This is a genomic window from Thermoclostridium stercorarium subsp. stercorarium DSM 8532 (assembly GCF_000331995.1).
GTDB classification, from domain to species: domain Bacteria; phylum Bacillota; class Clostridia; order DSM-8532; family DSM-8532; genus Thermoclostridium; species Thermoclostridium stercorarium.
In genome coordinates, this window is record NC_020134.1 from 2,077,406 (window position 1) to 2,099,401 (window position 21,996).

Annotated in this window: 16 protein-coding genes, 1 pseudogene and 1 riboswitch; all 17 genes and pseudogenes read right to left on the reverse strand. The window is 39.7% G+C overall.

From position 1 onward, the window contains the following. Positions 1-19: 19 nt before the first annotated feature. Positions 20-2,980: a glycoside hydrolase family 9 protein gene (locus CST_RS08885; RefSeq protein ID WP_015359553.1), complete on the reverse strand. Its 2,961-nt coding sequence runs from the start codon at positions 2,978-2,980 to the stop codon at positions 20-22. A gap of 142 nt (positions 2,981-3,122) precedes the next feature. After that, positions 3,123-5,867, reverse strand: coding sequence for an exoglucanase-2 (locus CST_RS08890; protein ID WP_015359554.1), 2,745 nt, complete (start codon positions 5,865-5,867; stop codon positions 3,123-3,125). Between the two features lie 806 nt (positions 5,868-6,673). Next, positions 6,674-7,894: a Wadjet anti-phage system protein JetD domain-containing protein gene (locus CST_RS08895; RefSeq protein ID WP_015359555.1), complete on the reverse strand. Its 1,221-nt coding sequence runs from the start codon at positions 7,892-7,894 to the stop codon at positions 6,674-6,676. A 13-nt stretch (positions 7,895-7,907) separates the two neighbouring features. Next, complete coding sequence (locus CST_RS08900) at positions 7,908-11,195, reverse strand: SbcC/MukB-like Walker B domain-containing protein (protein ID WP_015359556.1); 3,288 nt, start codon at positions 11,193-11,195, stop codon at positions 7,908-7,910. Then, positions 11,192-11,839, reverse strand: a complete 648-nt coding sequence (locus tag CST_RS08905; RefSeq protein ID WP_015359557.1) for a DUF4194 domain-containing protein — start codon at positions 11,837-11,839, stop codon at positions 11,192-11,194. Before CST_RS08905 ends, CST_RS08900 begins: the two co-directional genes overlap by 4 nt. Then, positions 11,832-13,268, reverse strand: a complete 1,437-nt coding sequence (locus CST_RS08910; RefSeq protein WP_015359558.1) for a Wadjet anti-phage system protein JetA family protein — start codon at positions 13,266-13,268, stop codon at positions 11,832-11,834. Before CST_RS08910 ends, CST_RS08905 begins: the two co-directional genes overlap by 8 nt. A 377-nt stretch (positions 13,269-13,645) precedes the next feature. Next, positions 13,646-15,010 carry an alanine/glycine:cation symporter family protein gene (locus CST_RS08915; protein WP_015485064.1) on the reverse strand — a complete coding sequence of 455 codons (1,365 nt, stop codon included), beginning with the start codon at positions 15,008-15,010 and terminating at the stop codon, positions 13,646-13,648. Between the two features lie 144 nt (positions 15,011-15,154). Further along, positions 15,155-15,260: riboswitch (glycine riboswitch) on the reverse strand. Between the two features lie 388 nt (positions 15,261-15,648). Next, positions 15,649-16,479, reverse strand: coding sequence for a S66 family peptidase (locus tag CST_RS08920; RefSeq protein ID WP_015359562.1), 831 nt, complete (start codon positions 16,477-16,479; stop codon positions 15,649-15,651). A 71-nt stretch (positions 16,480-16,550) separates the two neighbouring features. Beyond that, positions 16,551-17,216: an HAD family hydrolase gene (locus CST_RS08925; RefSeq protein WP_015359563.1), complete on the reverse strand. Its 666-nt coding sequence runs from the start codon at positions 17,214-17,216 to the stop codon at positions 16,551-16,553. Between the two features lie 102 nt (positions 17,217-17,318). After that, a complete protein-coding gene (locus tag CST_RS08930) occupies positions 17,319-18,512 on the reverse strand; it encodes an ATP-binding protein (RefSeq protein WP_015485065.1) in 1,194 nt (397 codons plus the stop codon). A gap of 315 nt (positions 18,513-18,827) precedes the next feature. Next, positions 18,828-19,742: a radical SAM protein gene (locus CST_RS08935; protein WP_015359565.1), complete on the reverse strand. Its 915-nt coding sequence runs from the start codon at positions 19,740-19,742 to the stop codon at positions 18,828-18,830. Between the two features lie 84 nt (positions 19,743-19,826). Next, entirely contained in the window at positions 19,827-20,528 is a 702-nt protein-coding gene (locus tag CST_RS08940) for an MBL fold metallo-hydrolase (RefSeq protein ID WP_015359566.1), read from the reverse strand. Between the two features lie 198 nt (positions 20,529-20,726). Continuing rightward, positions 20,727-21,053, reverse strand: coding sequence for a hypothetical protein (locus CST_RS08945; RefSeq protein ID WP_015359568.1), 327 nt, complete (start codon positions 21,051-21,053; stop codon positions 20,727-20,729). A gap of 93 nt (positions 21,054-21,146) precedes the next feature. Beyond that, complete coding sequence (locus tag CST_RS08950; protein WP_034836399.1) at positions 21,147-21,326, reverse strand: hypothetical protein; 180 nt, start codon at positions 21,324-21,326, stop codon at positions 21,147-21,149. Positions 21,327-21,427: 101 nt separating this feature from the next. Continuing rightward, the gene (locus tag CST_RS13925; RefSeq protein ID WP_015359570.1) at positions 21,428-21,640 is read right to left on the reverse strand and encodes a CPBP family glutamic-type intramembrane protease; all 213 of its coding nucleotides are present in this window, start codon (positions 21,638-21,640) and stop codon (positions 21,428-21,430) included. Continuing rightward, on the reverse strand, positions 21,637-21,726 hold the full coding sequence (locus CST_RS13930) for a CPBP family glutamic-type intramembrane protease (RefSeq protein WP_369461592.1): 90 nt from the start codon (positions 21,724-21,726) through the stop codon (positions 21,637-21,639). The genes CST_RS13925 and CST_RS13930 overlap by 4 nt, the downstream gene beginning before the upstream one ends. 73 nt (positions 21,727-21,799) lie before the next feature. Beyond that, positions 21,800-21,994: pseudogene (locus tag CST_RS13745) on the reverse strand (hypothetical protein); the annotation flags it as partial. Positions 21,995-21,996: the final 2 nt, after the last annotated feature.

A 21,996-nucleotide genomic window follows, 5' to 3' on the forward strand; every position in this document is an offset into this window, starting at 1 on the left:
AAACTCTTTAATTTGCAAATTACGGTTCAATTCCACTGACCAACACGCCTGAAATGTATACAGTGATCCTGTCATTACTGCCGTAAGAGGTATTTGTGCTGAAGGAATAATCATTGGTTTGAATGTAATCTGTCCAGTCAGCTTTGGAGAACCTGTTTTGAACCTCAATACTCTGATTGGGCTGCAGATAACCCGCTCCATCGGTAAAGCCGGTTTCCAGGTAATAATCCGCGCCTTCTTTGGGTTCAGCCATTTTGACAAAAGTCCCGGTTATATTATTGCTTCCTACACTGGACCAGTCACACCAGAAGTTCTGATCCTTTTCCCCGTCAATGGTATAGTAGTAACGGATTTTAACATCGGATAATCTAATCGGAGTTGTTCCGGTATTGGTAAGCCTGTATCTCGGCATTATTCCGTTTGTTTTATCGGAAGTATTGCCGTTGAACATCTGTATCTGAATAACTCCCGTTTCTACCTGCCTTGAATCGGTTATATTAATTGTCAGAACAGGATCGGTTCCTCTGTCAAAATCAAAGGTCAGAGTAACCCTGCCCACAGGCTGGTCTGCAAGATATTCCCTGAAAATAGTAACCTCATCACCGTCAATACTGTAATCCCTACCCAAAACCAAAGCCTCGCCGTCCTTTTTAACCGCTAAAAGAGTATTTCCGTTCGGCACTAATTTAACCTTCACATCCCGGCTTGCGTCAGGATTTTTGTCAAAGTCTGCCGTAGTCGGCACAATTGAAGCACTGGTAGTGGTATCAATAATGTTTACTGTAAGAACCGGATCTCTTCCTGCGCTGAAATCAAATATAAGCTGAACAGTACTGGTATCGAAGGAATTAAGAAAACTTTTCAGAATTGTAACCGTATCGCCGGATACCGTATAATCCGTCCCTTCCCTTAAATAAGTATTTCCGTACTTAATTCCGTTCAAGGTATTGCCGTTTAAGTTCATTACAACCTGAATATTCTCCTGCTTAGCAGGATTTTTATCAAACGTGGCATTGGTAATTGAAATGGAAGAGTTGTTTTCACCGCTGCCACCTTCCGGCTCTACTCCAAATACCAGAACCCCGTCATCATATACAGGTATATAAACCGTCTTAACGGTATTACCCGATGTTACTCCTTTAATGTCCCTGAAAGAATAGTCATTATCATTATTCCAGAAATTGGTGTTCTGAGGAGCCGCAATTCTGAACTGGACTTCCTTTCTGTATGCCGACTGACCGCCCGGATAAATTTTGGTTCCGGTAAAGTCTACATTTACATAATAGATATTTTCGGCCTCATTCCACGGATGCAGGCCCGTAACTTTAGCTCCGGCGTTGTAGTTGGTGGTTATTGTAACATCACTTGCACTGTATCCTGCTTCAATAAGCTCGGTTAAATCCACAAAGTAACGGAATGAAAGTTTGTCGGCTACTCTTGCGGGCCAACCGGACTGGTTATGAAGCAGAGCCTTAATTTCTATGAAGTTTTGCCCGGAAGCATTGATACCCGCCATGACAAAAAATTCATCATTTGTTATTTCTTCAAAGGCGTTCAAATCGGGTATCGGACTTCCTCCATAATCTTCATACATCTTGGCGAGAGCACCGACAAATCCGGCATTATAGTCGCAGGCTACTTCATTATTTATATAATTGTTTATATCATCGGTATAACTGTCATCTTTTCCGGGTCCTCCCACCAAAGCTCCGATAAGTACATGTCTGTGATAATCGGGGACGCTCATGCTGTCGGCCCAGGAACTGTGGGCTGTTCTGTGATGAGGCCTTTTGGGGGGATTTACTCCGAAACCTACCACATAGCTTCTGCCGGAACTTCCTAAAGCATAATCAATCTGCTGTTTTGCAAAATCATTGTATATGGCGGCTTTCTCCCTGCTGCAGCCTTCCCAGTCGGCGTAAACACTGGCCAAAAATGCGGTGGTGGTCGCATAACGGAGAGAACCCCAGCTGTCAAGCCATGCCAGCCCTTTAGGCGTATAATGTACCCGTTCACCGTTATATCCTACCGACCAATAATCCAGATGTCTCTCAATAGCTTCCTTATAAATCTGCTTACCGGTTATTTTAGCCAAAAGCAGGCATGCGCCGTAATGAACATCGTCCCAGCAATGTGCCCATTTATATGATATTATATTGGTCTGCGGCTCCGTTCCCCAATAGGCTACATACTGTTCGGCCTTGTTAAGATATGTCTCATCTCCGGTCGCCAGGTATAGCCATACACCAGCCCATGAAAGCTCGTCATAGAAGCCGCTGTGTGAATCATAAAAACCACTGGCTGCGGTATATCCGCTGTCACTCTTGGTAATTTCAGCAAAGTTATACAGTTCCTTCGCATGCTGTATACATGTCGCCGCGTATGCAGGGTCTCTGTCCGCAAATACCACCGCTGCTGATGCCAAAGCCGCAGCGGCTTCGGCGACTACCGTAGAGCCGGGATTAGCCAAATCCACTTTATACGCCGGCCTGTCCATCTGCATTACTTCAGCCGGCCCCCACCACGAGTGATCCAGATGACCGTCCCCGACCTGATAATAAAATACATTTGGCGAAGGGTGGCATTTTATAAGGTAATCGCTGACCCATTTGATGGCATCCAAAAGATAGCCCATTTGCCCGCTTCGTTCCAAAGCTTCTTCGGCCTCATACGCAGCCCATGCAAGCATTGTCTGGGAATAGGCCATTGGAAGGTTAAACTTTACGTGATCACCGGCATCATACCAACCGCCGGTAAGATCAAGGCCAACGTCCGCTCCGTCGTTAAGTCCGGAATCTCCCCGCCAATTATCCCTTTTGTTTTCCGGCAGTTTTCCAGACCTTTGAAATTCATAAAACATAATAGCTTTTTGTAATGCTTCCCCATAATTATATCCTGCCGCTTCAGCCTTAGGAGTATGTATAAAGAGACCGGTGACAAGTAAACTGATTATAATTGCAAAGGACCAAAATTTTCGCATATTAAAACCTCCTCCCTTCAACGGTTTCAAATGTATTCTCACCATATACAACGTCTAATTCCGGGTGCATGGTAACCATGCACCCGAAATTATGATCAATTGAACGTCATATCCCATCATGCCCGTTGTTTTTAATCCGCTATTACGGCTCTATACCGTATACCAGATTCCCAGAAATGTATGCCGTAATTTTATTAAAATCCACATAACTGCTTGCCGTCGGATTAAAGGAATAATCATTGGTCTGAGTATAATCGGTCCAATCAATCTTTGAAAATCTTCCCTGAACCTCAATTGAAGCTCCGGGCTCAAGGGTTCCGGCCTGTGGTGTAAAACCGATTTCAAGGTAATAGTCAGCGCCGGTCGTGGCACCGTCCATCTTCACGAAGGTTCCGGTTACATTGCTGCTGCCTATGCTTGCCCAGTCGCACCAGAAATTCTGGGGTTTATCACCGTCCACGGTATAGTAATACCTTAACTTTACCTCAGACAAAGGTATACTTGTATTCCCGCTATTGTAAATCCTGAATCTTGGCATTATGGAATTGCTTATCTCCTGAGTATTGGCATTGAAGGACTGAATTATAAGTACTCCTTCAACCGGTTCCACGGGCTCCACAGGCTCTTCTCCGCCGCCGGTATCAATGATATCTATCGTTAACGTACGGTCAAGACCTGCGCTGAAGTCAAAAAGAAGGGATATGCTTCCTGTGGCTTGTCCGGCCAGGAATTCTTTCTTTATGATTATTACGTCACCGTTTACAATATAATCCACACCTTCTATAAGATAGGAAGACCCGGATTTTATTCCAAGCAGGGTATTGCCGTTATATGTTACCGTTACACTAATGTCTTCCTGATTATTTTTATCAAATGTAGCCGAAGTAGGAGTAATAAACGAATCATTAGCCTGCTCCGAGCCGAAAAGAATGGAATACAAACCGTTTGCTATTGCGATATCACACTGTGCCCAGAATCTGTGATAATTGAATACAGGAGCCTTGCCCTCATTGTATGCCTGCTGCAACTTTGGATAATCAGGATCGTTCAAATATTTGGACCGAATATCCAGGAAAGTGACGCCCGGCTCAATTCTGTCGCCATTCGGCATGGTTCCGGACCAGCCTTGCGGTACATATACTTCCTGTTCAAAGAATCTTACATAATCCTCCCTTGTTTCTGGAGCCGAAAGCCCCTTGTCATCCCTGTACAGATTCCACATACGGTCAAGCAGTTCTTTCGCAAGGTTCCGGGCTTCATCATCACCGGAGGTTTTTGCGTAGTATAGCAAGGCATTGGCAAGAGAACCGGCAGCGCCCAGATCGGTTCCGTAAGAGACTACACTTACATGAAGATTAGGATTGCCTGTATATGTGCCTGTCCATGTGTCAGGTTGCCCGGACCATTCTAAATTGCCGGGTATTTCAAATGTTCCGTCGCTGTTAAGCCTTACAACGGATTTAATCCAGTCCACCCACTTGTCAAGCAGTTGTTCAGCTCTGGTGTCGCCCGTCAGATAATAATATTCGGCCACTCTTTGCATTGTCCATGCCTGGAATCCAAACCAGGTATTGCTTCCGGGATCAAGGTAGACCGGGTGTTCCTCATAAGCCATGCCATAGAATGTGGATATACCTGCAGGCAAAGTCTCATAACGTCCTTTATATGAATTGGTCGCTCCGCCGGCTATGGCACCTTCAGCCGACTGTAACCACTGATAGAATTCCAGCTGACGTTCCAAACTCTTTGCCCAGTCATTTGCGCCGTTGGGCGATTCAGGCTTAAATTCAGGATCGTTTGCCAGAATCCATGCGGTCATCGGATTCTGATAACCCGCGTGAACATGGCTGCAGCCTATAATCCATGCCCAGTCCGCCGTAATACCGCCACCCCACGCATAATACCAGGACAAGAGATAATGAGCTGCATCATAACCGGTTCCGGCCTGTTTTGAGTCGCCTATCTTTCTGAAATACTTGTCAAACATCGCATACCGGAGGTAGTCTCCCATCCTGGAAGCTTTTTTAACATACTGACTGAGATTTACACCATGCTCCTTCGCCCACTGATTAGCCCAATAAGTTGCTTGAATTGCCCTGGCATCCGCATCAGGCGCATTGGTATACTTAAATTGCGCCGAATATTGGCTGTCCCCGACGAAAAGATCCAGAAATCCGTTCCTCCCGCCAATGGTCAAATCATCCCAACAAGGCTGCGGAATCGTTTCCCACACAGATTCCTGGCTTCCTCTCTGGAACGTATTGATATAGGCCGGTGAACTGATCCTGTCAGCCCGTCTTCCGAAACCATACCAGTTGTCTACGTCAAGCAGCCAGTGCATTCCGTAGATCGTATTGGTTCCATAGGTACTGACCAGCTCATTGTAAATTGGATCTATTCCTACGGGAGCTGAAAAATCCAGCTGTGAAGGATACATACTGGGCTCTTCCCATTCGGGAGCATATGTGGCGGGTTTAGCGGGATTGTATCCTGCCATGCTTCTGTTAGGCTGATCCTGTTCGGTAGGTATCATATACTTTTCGATAGTCTCCCAAGCCTTCATAAAATATGAAAAATCTCCGGTAAATTTTCCGTACAAAGCTTCCAGCCAGAGGTAATAGCTCATGGCTTCACTGGTGGTAAGATGCCCATAATCAGGTGCCTCGACTATCAATGTCTCGACGGCGTGATATGGTATCCCATGAGAGCTGAAATATCCGTTGGAAGGGTCATGAAGTTCTTCCCACAATTCCAAGAAGCGTTGCTTATAGGGATCATCCGAAGAAGCATATGCCGTAAGTTCGCTTTTCAGTGACAATTGGAGCATGATACCAATTAAAAACACCAGGGTCAATAAAGAGATTCCTTTCATCAATCTTCTCTTCATTTATGATCCCCTTTCTTATTTAATTGAAGGTATCCGGCTTATTATTTGACTACAGATTTGCCGCAGTTATCATCAATCACCTCACTTTTGCGACAGATTAACCTATAGTTCAAACAAATAAGCGGATTACAATTACAAACTGTGTGTAAAATACCAGACCCCTCTGCAATTGTCACTCTTACGGCAAATTATGCATCTATCTGATTATATTTCCAGTTATTTCAGATTGATTACTTTTATTAACTTCTTGCTAATGATCATACCTTATTTTACATTATTTGTAAATACCTTTTTTATAAAATTTTTATATTTTAATTCCTTTTTTGGATTAAAATTTGTATAAGACTAACACATCCGTCACTGGATTGTATTAATATCCCTAATGCGCCGGAATTCACCACTTGTTCAATGAGCCTTGCCCATACAAAAATACGCATACAACTCCCTCATTTTGGTAAAATCACTTTTAAAAAACATGGATACTTAGATTGCTGTTTCCGATAATAAGAATGTTTCGTGTTTGAGAAAAGATAGGCCCATTAATTTACAGATACCGGTAATAAAACAAAACCTTATTAACCGAAAAGTGTCAATTTTAGTATTTTATCAACAATATCCCGGCTCCTATATATCACATAGAAAGGCCATGTAAATAATTAGGTTTTCCAGACATTAAGAAATAACAGCTCCAAGGCCGTCTTCAATCATTTATTTACCGTTCCGCCAGGTGTCTTCCCTAAAGCAACATTAATTTAATATTTTGTATGTGAACCATCAACATTTTCCATGTTCATGTAGCTTCCGTTTTATTTCTTCGTATTCATCAATGTATAACTCACAATCTCCTGTTCCAGCTTAACATTGTTATCCAGCATAAACTTTACTGTTTTTGCATAAATATCCATATCTTTAAGTTCTTGAAGTCTTATGATGTCATTATCTGTAAGTTTGCGTAAATATGGTTGGTAGACATTATTCCTAAGCTCCTCAACAGACATACAAAACATACCAAATTCTATCCCCGTAACTTGACACAAATTATAATGAATCCAAAATCCCCCAGGATCAATATCACCAAAATGTAAATATGTTATTGTTGGATTTGCCTTATAAACCATTTTAATAAAATCCCGCTGATAACGGTTTGCATATCCTCCCAAATAAAATGTTACAACATCGGGATGTTTGTATCTTAAATAAGATGTTCTGTTTTCAATAGTCATGAACTTAGATGCATGTAAAATTACAGACTCTATATTGACTAAATCCGATGCCATTATTTCTATTCCATCTGAAAATCTGCTTATATCAACTTCAGTTCCGAACATGTAAATAACAGCATTTCCCTTAATACATATTTTCTGGGGTTCTCTCAGAATATGATAATATAATAATATTTCATCCAACAGTTCTGAGTCTTCTAAAGGTTTATTGGTATATTTTCGTAATATTGAACATACCGGCTGCAACGTTACTTTTTCAAAATATTTAGAATCGCCGTATATTTTCATCGATACTTCTCGGATGTATAATTGTTCCTGATTGTTTTCAATAAACGCTATTGCTTTAAAAATGTCATCAAGCAACTTTATATTCTTTGGTAATTTTCTGTTGAGAACAGCCTGTTCTAAAAGTTTGCACTCTTCCTTACATATAGGCGAAGCCTCTTTATATAGTTTAATTAAATTCTTGACATATTCAAGTTGTGTATTCTTAGATACAAAACCATATTTTTCCTCCAGATATCTTTCAATTTCGTCTACCTTCTCATCAATAAGATAAATACATTTAATTTGTGTGCCAAAAGATTCCCTGACGCTGGTTATGTACCCTCTTTTCTCCAGTAATTCCACAGTGGCATTTAATCTATTTATTTCATCAAAATCCCCATCATTTGCACTATACTTTTTATAAATCTTTTCTGGCTTTATCTGTGTTCTCTTATAAATTTTATTGGTACCTGAATCTTTTTTACTGCTACGGTATTTGTTTACTAAACACGTAAGGATTTTTTCTTCATAACTCAAATTCTGACACCCCTTAATGTATTTTTACTATGCCAATTTCCATTAAATCTGGTTTTGTTCTAAGGACAGGCAATATAACATCACATTCATTACCGATTAACTCTGTTTTATCAGGTGCGCAGAAAATCATTTGAAGATTTTGCTTTTTCATAAAATCCAACATGATTTTTACATTAATCGGATCCATTTTTGCAAACGGCTCATCAATGAATACCAAGCGTGTTGAATTATTCTTCTCATTATAAATCATCAACAAAGCGGACAAGAGTATCAACATATAAGGAATCTGCACTTCTGCGCCCGAATTGTAACCTGATTGTTTAGATAACTTAGCTTTTGAAAGAACATCATTAGTTAATAAGATTTCATATGTCATATAGTTACGATAATCGGCATAACTATCAATTTGCTCCTTGTCACCGTTCTCCGTAATATGATTTACAATCCTCTTTATTTCCTGCTCTAATTCCTTGCCTTTGTTGTCAGAATTTAATACCATATCTTCAATTGACATCTGTTCTGTTGATACTCCAAGTTTCTCACGTTCTTTTAAATATTTTGCATATTCAATAATTTTTTCATAATCTGAACCGTCTTTTACATATTTAACGTCAAATTCATAATGAGATTTGAATTTCAAATTAGCTAATTCTGCATTAATAAGTTTTATATCATTTCGCGCAGTTTCACAATATTTTAATATTGTAAGTACAAACTCGTTCTTAAAAATTTCTTCGTAACGCTGTGTCTGTTCTTTTAACTTAGCCTGTATTTCTTGTCTGTTGTCCACCCAAATTCGTTCTCTTCTTTTTTGATACTCAGCAACTGACTCAATTGTCTCTGGCAATGGCTTTTCAGTTGCTCGTAACGCATTATATGTTGCTTGTTTACTTATTAATTGTCTTCTCGCTTCATTGACCTCACGTTCCAAACGCTGTCTATCCTTAAGCGGCCCACCAGGTCCTGTTTTTCCGTTATCAACATATTTTTTGTAATCTTCTATAGCTTTACTATACACCTCACTATTTTTGCATTCATATTCCTGAAGTTTTGCTTTTACACTCACAATTTCTGTTTCAATATTTTCTTTTTCCTTACTATACTTTTCATACATTACCTTAACCCTAAATTTGTCTTCTTGAAGTCTGCCCCGTTCATTCTCTATATTCTCCAACTCCTTTTTAAGAATTTCCACTCTCTGAACAAGTTCCATATATTCTATATTATTTTTCTGTGCTTCCTCTAAGACTTTAAGTTCTGTTTCCTTTTTCATACATTCTGATACAGCTTTGTCATATTCTTCGCATGCATCATAATTGTAATCGAGGAAAAATCCTCTCATTTTATCAAGATAAGCTATTTTAGCATTCACATCATTTAGTGTCTCCTGTACCGCCATGTATTCCTGCCTTAACTTCTCCAAATTTTTCTTTGCCCTTGCCCTGTTTAATTCCATAGCACTTAAACCTAAACAATAAAACTTAATCCTGTCAAAACGCAAAAAGTAACTGTCCATTGCTACAGATACTCTTCCTTCTTTTGATATAGCGTTTTCATAATTTCTAACCTTATCTACAGCGGTCGCATGCAATTTTCCAAGCTGCCATTCAAAATATTTCTTCGCTACCGGATTCTTCACTTCAATAAAATGTACTACTGAGTCTGGCTCAGGCTTAATGTCCTTTTTCATCAAAAGTTTGGTGTTAAATAAATGTGCGTATTTATTATTTGACACATTTAACACATCATCTGCTATATCATAGTATTCAGGCTCTACCAAAATCGTATACCTGCGGTTTCCAAGATATGCCTCGATTGCATCACGCCACTCCTCATCGCTAATTCCTATAACATACTCAAATGCAAACTTTGCCTCAGAATTAATTCCTCTTCTTGTGAATTCCCGGTTAATTTCATTTTTAAGTGCTACATATTCCGGAATTTCAGAAAAAATAACCCTTTTATCTTCATAAGCATCTATAATTTTCAAACATTTGTTCTGCTCTTTCTGATTTTCAGCTAAAAAATTATTAATTTCGGCTCTGTTTTCTATTAACTTATCTCTATATTCCTGAATTTGTGATAAAAACATTCTTACTGCGTTTTGTTTCTCAGCTTTGGTTACTGTATTGTAAGTCAATGATGAAAGTATTTTTTTATTAATTACATCAAACTGCATTTTATCGAACCAGGATAGCAGTTCATTAATTTTTGTCTGAAAACAGCAAAGTGCGTCTTTTTCTTTCTTTAACCGTTCTTTTTCAGCCAATGCGTTATCTAAAGCTTTTTTCGCATCTTCTATGGCCTTTGCACAATCCATGGAATTCAAATGTTCCCTTGCATTATTGTACAGCTCTCTTATTTCTTCTTCATGCACTTCCAGATTTTCTAACATTTGTATGTCAAATTTCATTTGCTGTTCAGCAATCTCCATATTATGCTTACAATCCTTGAGCCTTTCCTCACACTCCAAATATTTTTGGTATGCAATTTTTACATCGTCTGCCAATAATCTGTTTTCTTTTTGCTTTAATTCTCTGAAAGTATTAATAATCTCATCAAGTTCTGTAATTTCTTTGTCAATCAGCTCAAAATTTTTATTTAAATCATCAATATTGCTCTTTACTTCAATTAATTTTGAAAGATCAACCTTCTTCTCCTCAAGGACATTCTCACGTATGAACTGATCTATCTTAGCCTCAGGATCGTATGACATAATACTTCGAAGCTTTCTTCTAAACGTGGCCATCTGTTGATTATTAAAATGTAAACCAGTCCTTTGCATAAATCTTAAAAGCCCGTTTGTTGCATCCATCATCTTAAGCCCGTATTCTTTCTGCAGTTCAGCAGCACTATAAGGAAATTCTTTTCCGTCAAGCTCATACGTATGTTTAATATCATCCAATGTCTTGTTTTCGATGACATATCTTTGGGTCCTAAATCCATTTCCTGAATCCGTTTCAATTACCGTTCCAAGTATGAAATTACGATTAAGCTCAGCTTCTGACATTTCCAGGACAATATGCGTATAAACATTTGGTATTCTATCGGCAGGTCTCATGTATGTTCCCGCGGTAACGTCCAATAACCCCCTGGTATATGAAACTACAGTTCTGCTGCCTTTATTTTCCGTAGATTTATTAAATACAGTATCTCCATAAAGCGCGTACTTAATTGCGTCTAACAAAACTGATTTGCCGTTCCCGTTCTTTCCTGCAATTAAAGTAAAAATTCCAATAGGAACCGTAACATTGTTAAATGCATACCAATTGATTAATCTAAGTCTGTTCAATAAAATCATTCTGTATCGTCCTCTCCACTTTCAAAATCTATATTTTCATCTTCCGGACTCACTTCATACTGATTCTCTTTCATATACTCCTCAACAACTGTCCTGAACTGTTCAATATTCCACCCGAATTGCAAAGAAGGATATAATGTAATGATTGCATCCTCAGATTTGTTATTCGGATCAAAATCTATAAGATCATACTTTTTAAATATTTTTAAAGCGGCGAACAGTTTACTTCCGTCCATATCTACATTGTACGCCTTCATTTTATCTATTAAATCACCTAAAAATACAATGTTTTGCTCGCTATACCCAAGACTTTCTAAATAAGCTTCCCATAAAACCAATAAAAGATGATATTGCTCTGAAGTGAATACCACAACATTAGAACGTTTTAATCCAGGTGTCTCTTCATCACCTTCATATGGTTTCAGCATTGCAATACGCACCTTTTCATCCACTAATACATCAAAACCTATCATACGAAGATAGTCAGAAACATCCTGCCTGTTTGACTCCCTTGAGATAAAAGCATATAAATTTTCATCTTTATCCCCGACAATAAACGTTGAGCCCAATAACTTACGTACACATCGTTTAAACAGCGGCATGTTTTCTTCCTTGATAGAAAGGTTCAATTTAATTTCACCCATTTTCACTTACCTTCCTCTTAATTTTTACTTTACTTATTGTCGCGACCCCTGTTTCAACAGTTCCGCCCAAAAATTCTACTTCATAAGGAAATTCCATACTGCCAGAATATATAATACTCGCCGCTACCATCATGGCGTCATCTCTTGATTTTACAACTGATTCATCAGGAATTAATTCATCTCTGTTCTTTAATAACCTGTCAAAATAATTTTTGGCTTGTTTTACACCATATTTGTCAGGATATGCGTATAAAATCTCTTCAGTAAGTTTCAGCTTCTCGTCATCGGATAACCCGCTTGTAATTATTGCACCACTTTTAGTGTTGGGTTTACGTTTTTTCCTTCTTTCAATTGATTTCTTTCCGACGTATTTATGTTCCGTTAAATTAAAAGATACTGATAAACGCTCCAGAAATTCTTTCTTTACATCCATGTCAAAGTCTTTAATAGTCATCAGTATTTTATTTAAGTATGTCTGCAAATTTACATTGTTGCTTAATACCATAAGAATTCTTGTTGCATAGAGACTGTAATATTTATTTATTTTCTTGTCAATATAATCCATCTCTTTAACATAATCATAACTAATGAAGCTCATTATGCCGTTCAATTGATTGTCTATTACGCTTTTAGCAGTACTCTCATCTACTTTATAAAACTCCTGATATTCTTTAATCATATTCTTATAAACATCTGTCTCCGGTATAATCCTAAGCATCTTTTCAATTTCTTCAATATAACCCGGAATTAACCCGTCCTTTTTTATAAAAAAATAGTCATTAAAAAAAGACTCCATCATTTCATCTCTTATCAAGAACTGCCCTAACTGGTTTGCTTCAGTCATTTTAATAACCATCCGCATAATGGATTCGATACTGTCTCTTAAAATTAACAGCTCATTCTTCAGATCCTCCACACTATCACAAACAGGTACTAAGATATTTACATATGGCCTATGGGTTCTTCCGTGATCGGTCACAAATGCAGAATGCAAAATGTCATAGATTGCAAATATATGATTGGTCAGTGCTGCTCTGTTATCTCTGTTAAAAATCCGTTCAATGGCTTCTATCATCTTTCTGCACTGGGGCGTAACCGTGGCAATATTATCTCCGCTTCGCCCTAACTCCCGCTCCGAAATCCAACCGCACTGTCTGAAATACCTGAGAATTTCACTTGCATTTTCAAATTCAGACTTTTTATTACTTATTTCTGCATAATCGACACTTAACCCTTCCTCATCTTCAATAGCATAAGTACAATTTCTGAGGTATAATACTAATGTATCTCTTGCCTCTGTTTCATAAAGCAAGGGAACTGTTTTAGATTTTTCAATAAGCTGTAGAATACACTCATAATATACTTTTTTATTCTTACAACAAAGCGGATTAAAAAATTTATCAAATTCATCTTTTTCAAAGAGTATCATTATATAATTCTCCCATATTAAGTAATATATAACTGAAACTTGTTATAATTTATATTTTATGTCTTACATAATATTGTAACATATAACATTATCATTGTATATTTGTTTAGACTTTGTATTTAAACCTTGTAATCTAACAGAGAAGAAAATTTCTTTAAATTGGGTATACCTGTTTTCAGCAAATCATTTCTGAGAGCTTCCTGTTCCTTTTGAATTATTTCTTCACAGGGATGTCGTTTGGTATATCTTTTAAAATATTTATGTAGTCTAAAAATATTCTGATAACACATTCCATACATAAAATAAAACCGGGATTAGCTTTTAGCCGATCCCGGTTCGTATTTTTACTCCATATTTTTATCATAATGTCCAACCATTTATTTGCCTGATTTCAGCCTGTCCACTACGGCATTTGTCAGCGCAAACAGCGCCAGCACGTTGGGAATGACCATTAACTGGTTGAACATGTCGGAGAGTTCCCACACCATGTCGCTGGTGGTCAGCGTGCCAACGAAGATGAACCCAAGCGCAGTTATTGTATAAACATTGCGGCTTTTTTCTCCGAACAGGTAAATCATGTTTATCTTTCCGAACAGGTTCCAGCTGAGTATGGTAGAAAATGCAAAAAAGAACAGGCATACCGCCACAAAGACAGAACCGACGGCTTCGCCGAAGACAGTGCCAAATGCAACCTGGGCAAGGTTTGACTTTCCAATGGTGTCAGGGATTACACCGTCTGCAAGGATTCCGTCTTTTGTATACATGGTGGAAATAATCACCAAAGCGTTCATAGTAAGTACTACAAAAGTGTCGATAAATACACCGGCCATTGCAACCACACCCTGATCATGCGGAATCTTTACATTTGCAAGAGCATGGGCATGCGGAGTTGAACCCATACCGGCTTCATTAGAAAACAACCCCCGTTTTGCGCCCTGGCTGACGGCTGTCTTCAGGGCATATCCCAGACTGCCGCCGATAATGGCATTGGGCCTGAAAGCGTATTTAAAAATCATGCCAAAGGTCGCAGGTAGATATTGAATCCGCAACAGTAATACTATACCACTGCCCAGGATAAAAAGCACCGCCATGAACGGGACAACCTTTTCTACAACAGAGGCCAGTCGCTGTACTCCTCCCAGAAAAATGATCCCACAAATAACAACCAGCCCAATTCCCATAATCCATGCCGGAATACCGAAGGCATTCTCGCATGTGGAGCTGATGGAATTGGACTGAACCATGCATCCGAAAAATCCCAGCGCAAGCGTGATTGCAATTGCAAAAAACTTCGACAGGAATTTCCCGAAATCACCCTTGAAAGCTTTTGTGATATAGTAGACCGGACCGCCGTGAATGCTGCCGTCAGGCGCCTTCACGCGGGTCTCCTGCGCAAGAACAGCTTCGGCATAAATCGTTGCCATGCCGAAAAAGGCAATAACCCACATCCAGAATATCGCACCGGGGCCACCGGTCAGAATCGCGCCGCTGGCACCAATGATATTGCCGGTACCAACCTGGGCAGCAACGGCTGTTGCCAGCGCTTGGAACGAAGACATGCCTGCCTTTTGCTTTTCACCATTGAGATTCAGTGAACCAAAAGTCCGGCGCATGCTTTCACGAAAACAACGCACCTGCACAAACCGAGTCTTAACGGTATACCAGACGCCTACTGTTACAAGCAGGATCACCAAAACGTAGTCAGAAAGGTAGTTGTTGATTGTCTGCACAATTGATAACATGCATAATACCCCCATAAAATTCTCTTCCCTGGAGTTTCACCAACAAAAAAGAACCGCCTGACGGCGGTTCCGGCATATTCAGCTGGGCATTCTTCGGTGTTTCGCGTAAGATATGCGCTCAAGTCCTGTCGATTACGACAGCTTATACCCGGCTCTGTCCGTCTGCCTGAGAGATTCAGCAGAAGGGATTACAGCCCGCCTGCTTTGCACCGTCGGCACCCAATGAATGGGATTCTCCAGAGCTCCCTCCACAGCCAGTCTCCAAGGATTGGCCTCAGATTCAAGCTGCTTCTTCGGGCTATATTTAATTTGTTATATAGAATACCATATAACGGACGCTGCCGCAACAACAATATCATGATTTTCAAAAAAATCACATTTTGCTCAAATATATGGCAAGTTTTTTTCAGAAACATAGTTAATTCGCCTGAATCCGTGTTTGACATTCTGCAACAAATTAAGAAATGACATATGTTCATACTTTTATGGAGCAGTTTAAAAACCTGCTCCATTCTACGCCAAGCATTTTGCGGGAAATGAATTGTTCGTTTAATCACGTATGTTCATTTCACGAACCAAATAAAAACTTCACTTAGGGAATTTGGTAAATACATCTTGGCAGTCTCGGGCGTATTAACTTAATTTGACACTACTAATCTTTCCCCGATTATGATCGCCTTTGAATCACTTCCATGACCAATTTCCCTGGTTTTGGCAACAGGAATCCTTTCGCCTGCGAACTCTTTCACAAGTGTAACAATGTCAGGTTGACATTTGTTTTCTTCCATTTTAGTGAAGGTTCCGAGTAAAATGCCTTTTACCTGCTCAAAAGCCCCTATTTGCTTTAACTGTGCCAGATAAGTTGTCATCTGAGGCACTTCTCCTCCGTATGACTCCAACAATAAAAGTTTGCCTTTGAGATCGGGGAAATACTTTGTTCCGGACAATTTCAAAAAGCATCTGATGTTTCCGCCAACAACAACTCCTTCCATGGATTTTCCCTGAACCAGGACAAAAGCCGGATTAAATAGTTCTTTCCTGTTTTCAAACCTGTACCGCTGTTTCTCTGCACAACCGCCGCAAACCAGATGTCTCACCTGATATAGAACACTGCATTTGCCTGTCTGGGAATATATCGCATTAATTATGGTCGTAAGATCGCTATACCCCCAAAAAATGGCTTTGCTGTTCTTAATTGCTGCGTAGTCCAGATCATCCAGTATCTGATTCGCCACATCCCCACCTGAAATATCGTAAATTTCTTCAATATCAGGGTTATTGAACATTCTCATCAGTTCAGCGGCACGTTCTTTTCCGGAGCCTGAAAAAACTCCGTCCTTTTCATATATACAATTGCTTAGAATAACTTTATTCCCAATCGATTCCAAATAGTTAACCAATTCCTCGTTTTGTTTTTTTAATTCCATCTTTTGCCCGTTGGAGCAGGCTACGATCCCTACCGTTTTCATATATGCACCTCTGTAGCCGGTTCATTGTTACCAAACTGCAGTTAATAATCATAAGCCCGTCATAAATTATGTCAAGAACCGCCACTACGGCATAACAAGGAATGAAGATTTTCAACGTTTTCAACAATGTAGTCCGCGCCTGCTTTTTCAAGCTCGGCTCTGTCGCCGTAGCCGTACAGGACACCAATCACATCAATGTTATTTTCCTTTGCACCGACAACGTCGTGTTCCCTGTCACCAACCATTACTACATTTGTCAAACCGGTCAGGCCGTTTTTCTGCAATGCAAACCTTATAACATCGCCTTTTCTGTCCCTCGAACCGTCCAGTTCGCTTCCTGAAACATCATCAAAATATCTTAGCAAATCAAAATGTTCCAGAATTTTCACGGCAAAAACAGTGGGCTTGGAAGTTGCGACAAACAGCTTCCTGCCGTTTTTTTTCAAACTTTTCAAAAGTTCTTCTATGCCGGGATAGACCCTGTTTTCAAACATACCCGTTTCACTGAAGTATTCCCTGTATTTTTCAACAGCCCTGTTGCACTCTTCTTCGCTGAATCCGTAATAGTCCCTGAACGATACTCTAAGCGGCGGGCCGATAAATTTACACAAACTGTCGAGATCCTTAACCTCTATGCCGAAACTTTTCAGTGCGTATGCCACCGATTTTGTAATCCCGACTTTAGGATCGGTCAATGTGCCGTCCAAATCAAACAGTATATTGGTGTACTTCTTCATAAAAAAAGCCTCCGGGTTATACATCTGTTCAATCGTTTTTATGCCGTTATGATTTAGTTATTTCATAAACGGGAGAGTCATTGCACTTTAATTTATAATCTGTCATTTAAGGTCGATTGCAGACATGTTTTTTAATATGCCCGTTTTTCTGCATGCTTTTATAATGCAGTTCATATCAATTTCACTTTTCCTTTCGGACATCATCACTACAGCCGCCTCATTTAAAACCGTTTCGATAGCCGAACAGCTTAACCCGTTAAATTTTTTTGCAAGTTCTTCTGTCTGTATATCGGCTGAAAGGCGATTTTTCCTTGTATACATCCTGATCAGTTTAATTCTTGTCTCCTGATCCGGATTGGGAACGGTATATTTCAAGTCAAACCTGCCCGGACGTATAAGTGCCGGATCCAGAGAAGCATAAGAGTTTGTTGCCGCTATCACCAAAACCCCGTCTTCATTTTCAAAACCGTCCATCTCATTCAGCATGGCCGTAATAATGCGATTATTTTCCTTATCCACACCCGAACCCGCAAAATTCCTCCGTTCACCGATACCGTCAAATTCATCAATAAACACTATACAGGGCTTATTCCTGCGCGCTTTGCGGAACAATTGCTTTACCTTCCTTGGCCCGACTGACATAAACATGCTTTGAAAGTCAGCACCCTTGGTGGCTATAAAATTAACGCCGGCTTCTTCCGCCAAAGCCTTAGCAAACAACGTTTTTCCGTTCCCTGGCGGGCCTTCCAGCACAATACCCCTGGTCGGCCGAATACCTTTTTTCCTGTACTCGTCCGAATGTTTAAGTATATCAACCGCATACATCATTTCCCTTTTCAAATCATCCATGCCGGCAATATCATCAAATGTTACCCCGGTATGCTTTACCACCCTGAAGGAGGTAAAGTATTCTCCGAAAATCTTATAAATCACGGTAACAATTATGGCTATAAAGGCCGCATCAAAAAAAATGTCAAAAACTACGGCAAATCCGCCTTCACCTTTGGTATTATCCTTAACATCAATTCCGGACAACAGAAGTCTCTCTTTAAAACCGTCGGTTTCCGGGTTGTCCGTATAATACTTTCTGCTATCTCCTTCTTTCTGAAATTCGACTCTGTCTGTGTAAATTGCAACACTTTTTATCTTTCCATCTGAAAGGAGTTTGTTAAATTCTTTATATTTCACATATGTTCCATTTTCCTGGTTTAAAAGCGCTGCTGCCGCAGCGACGGCAATTACGGCTACACAGGATAACACAATAATCAATCTTCCCTTAAATCGGTTTTTTTTCATAAATCACTTCTTCCCCTGTATTTAAATTATCGTAAGTTCGGCAATGGTATTTTCGCCTACTAAAGACGATAGCTGCATTTTCCTCCCATAACATTTTCTACGAATAAAATCAGATTTTCAATATATTTTCTTCTTAACTGCGTTCCACAAGTCCGGTTGCATTTGCCTCTTTTTTCAAAGTATTTGGGATATTGCCTTTAAAAAACAGTTATATACGGAATTGCTTATAACAATAAGCAACTATCCGGTAATTCCTGAAATCAATCCGCTTCCTTGGAAATGCCGAGGTATTATTTTATCCTTTCAATCCTGCGGCTACACTCCTTCGCCGTTAAACTCGGGGATAAAGCTTTCCAGAGCTGTCTCCCCTTCCTGTATAAATCCGTTTTCCACCCCTATTTCTATTGCAAAATTCACAAGTTCCTCATATTCCTCCTCGGTTATCTTTCTGTTAAGCTCCGGGTATACCCTATTCTTTGTTATCGGGGTGTACTGATTCATAATGCTGATGAATATCCTGTTTCCGTAGGTTTCATATAAGTATTTTATTATTCTCTTGGAGTCCTCAAGGTATCCCGGCAACGTCAGGTGCCTTACTATCACACCTTTTTGCATTATTCCCCGCTCATCAAATCTCGTTTCTTTCACCTGTCTGACCATTTCCTCAATTGCCGCTGCAGCAACCGCGAAATAATTCCTGCAATTGGAGTACTTTATCGCGGGTTCGTCCGACATATATTTCAAATCGGGCAAATAAATATCAATATATCCTTCAAGCATCTTTAAGGTTTCTACTTTCTCATACCCGCTACAATTATATACAACAGGAATAATGAGCCCTTTTTGGCGTGAAATATCCAAAGCCTCTATGATATGCGGAACATAGTGGCTTGGGGTAACCAGGTTGATATTATTGGCTCCCTTTTCCTGAAGTTCCAGGAAAATTTCCGCAAGCCTTTCTACTGTAATGGTTTTCCCTGCCAGTCCCTTTGATATGGCCCTATTCTGACAATATACACATCCTAACGCGCAACCGGAAAAAAATACCGTACCGGATCCTTCTTTTCCTGATATGCACGGTTCTTCCCACATATGAAGCGCCGCCCTTGCAACAACCAATTCATCGGTGGTCCTGCAATACCCTATTTTGCCACTGGTTCTGTCCACATGACATTCTCTGGGGCAAAGCACACAATCTTTTAAAATATCTTGGAAAATCAGCGAATCCATCTATAATCCTCTTTTCATATACTCATTGGTATAATTACAAATCTGCTGACTTCTACAAGAATAATCTGAAACTTTTTGACTACTTTATTTCTTGTCTTCAGGAATATCGCACAGAAAGCCTGCATATGGAAATTTATAGAGCATTACCGGTGTGCCGAACAGATTGACGACCTTACCTTTCGCCGTTCCGCTGATAATCTGCTCCGCCCCCTCAATCAGGCTTGAAATCAATGCCGGATAAACCGGGAATGAACCATGAGACGGATATATTGTGTCAAATTCATCAGTATACATGGACAACTTCCTCAGGCTCTCAACATACAGAGACATATTTCTGTGTTCCTTAAACATGAAAATGTTTCCATCCTGAACAGTATCCCCCGAAACAAGAACCCTGTTGTTTATATCCAATACAGCTATGCTGCCGGGTGTATGGCCGGGAATGAAAATAATTTTCAGCGGCCGGTTTCCAAGATCTATGACGTCATTATCTTTTACAGGCAGAATACCGCCCACCCCGCCGTGTGCCCGATAATTATCCTCTTCGTCAGGATGCATATAAAAACAGTCAAAGCTGCCGTTCCCTGAAATATGATCGGGATCAGCATGTGTATTCAGAAGCATTACCGGCAATTTTGTGATATTTTCCGCAATTTGTTTTGCATCCGGTGTATTCATGCCGCTGTCAATAAGCAGTGCCTTTTCTGTTCCGGCCAGCAGGAAAAAACGTACTCCGTTGTCTTCGATCCGCCAGGTGGTATCATTTATTTGAATAATGTTAGCCATAAATCCCCCTCCTAATCAACTCGACAAAACTATACTCATAAGGCAGCTCTGTCAATTTATGTTTCACCATGTTAATAAATGAATATTAACGACATATTATGGCATATGGATTATGTGAAATACGTCAAAACCGGTTAAACGTTCCTGCCGATGAAAAGGAACTTTCCCATGTAATACAGGAAAGCCCCTTCTCAAAGCTTAGCGTTCTGTAACACTTTTATCCTGCCTTCTTTTATAAACGACTATTTCCGGATCCGAGCCATTGCATCCATATTCGCAGACAAGCAAATAATTCTCATCTGCAGCCACACCGTAACACCGTTCTTTTCCTTCGATTTCAACCTGATTTCCCAAATACATCTTATCATCTTCCAGCAGTTTTACCTTTTGTCCATTAGAAAGCGTATATTCCAAATTGATATACGAACCTTTCAATAAATTCAAATCAGTCAAATTTAACCCTTCAATTCCCAGCGAATTAAATTCATCAATAATCGCAGTTTTTATTTTTAAGAGTTCTTCCATATTAATACCTTCCTTTAATTTATAATTTTTCTCACCGGAACAGCCGCACGCACCTCAGTTTCCGAACTTGCACCCAATCCCGGATACGGCGCATCATCGGATTTTTCCGGCATGATATTTACTGTAACCAACTGCCTTTGCTATATCATCCAGCACGATGCTTTCATCCATATGTGCAATGATATAATCTATTCTGCTTACAGCTTTGACTTTGTCCGATAATTCTATTTTAAGCCTCCTGTATTCAGTATAGCAGAAATGACGGAAAAACACCCGACTAAAATTGCTTAAATATAATACATCAGTATGTGTGAGGTCAATTCATAATATAAAGAAACCCGGTATCCCATTTGCCTAATGGGAAACACCTGTATTTATACAATAAACCAAACTAAACCAAAAAAATTCATAACACCATGCACCAAGATTGTTGACCAGCAGTTTCCGGTTTTTAATCTGATAAAGCCAAGGATGACTCCATATACAGCACCAGCAAAAACCTTTGTAATTACAGCAAAACAGTCGCCGGATATCATATTGGGAACCATATACCCGACGTGCCATACGGCAAACAGAATAATATTCAATGCATAAATTTTGATTTCATTGTCAATCTAAATTCATTCCAGATATAACCTCTAAACAACAGTTCCTCATAAACAGGTGTGACAATACTGCTTTATCCCCTAAATTGCATAAAAGCATTTTATCTGTACCGCCGGTAACAAATCATGCAACTGTTTTCATCATAAAAGGTTCAGCTCTGGATTTTTTGACTGCCTATATACAAACCCAAGCTTTTCATACAGCGGTTTCCTGTCAATGCCCAGGTCAAAGCTCCTCTCCGCTACACCCACGAATTTATGGAAATCACAGTTTCCGGCCCGTTCTCCAATGCCCTGCAGAGTACAGTCCACATAATATGCCCCCGCCTTGGCCGCTT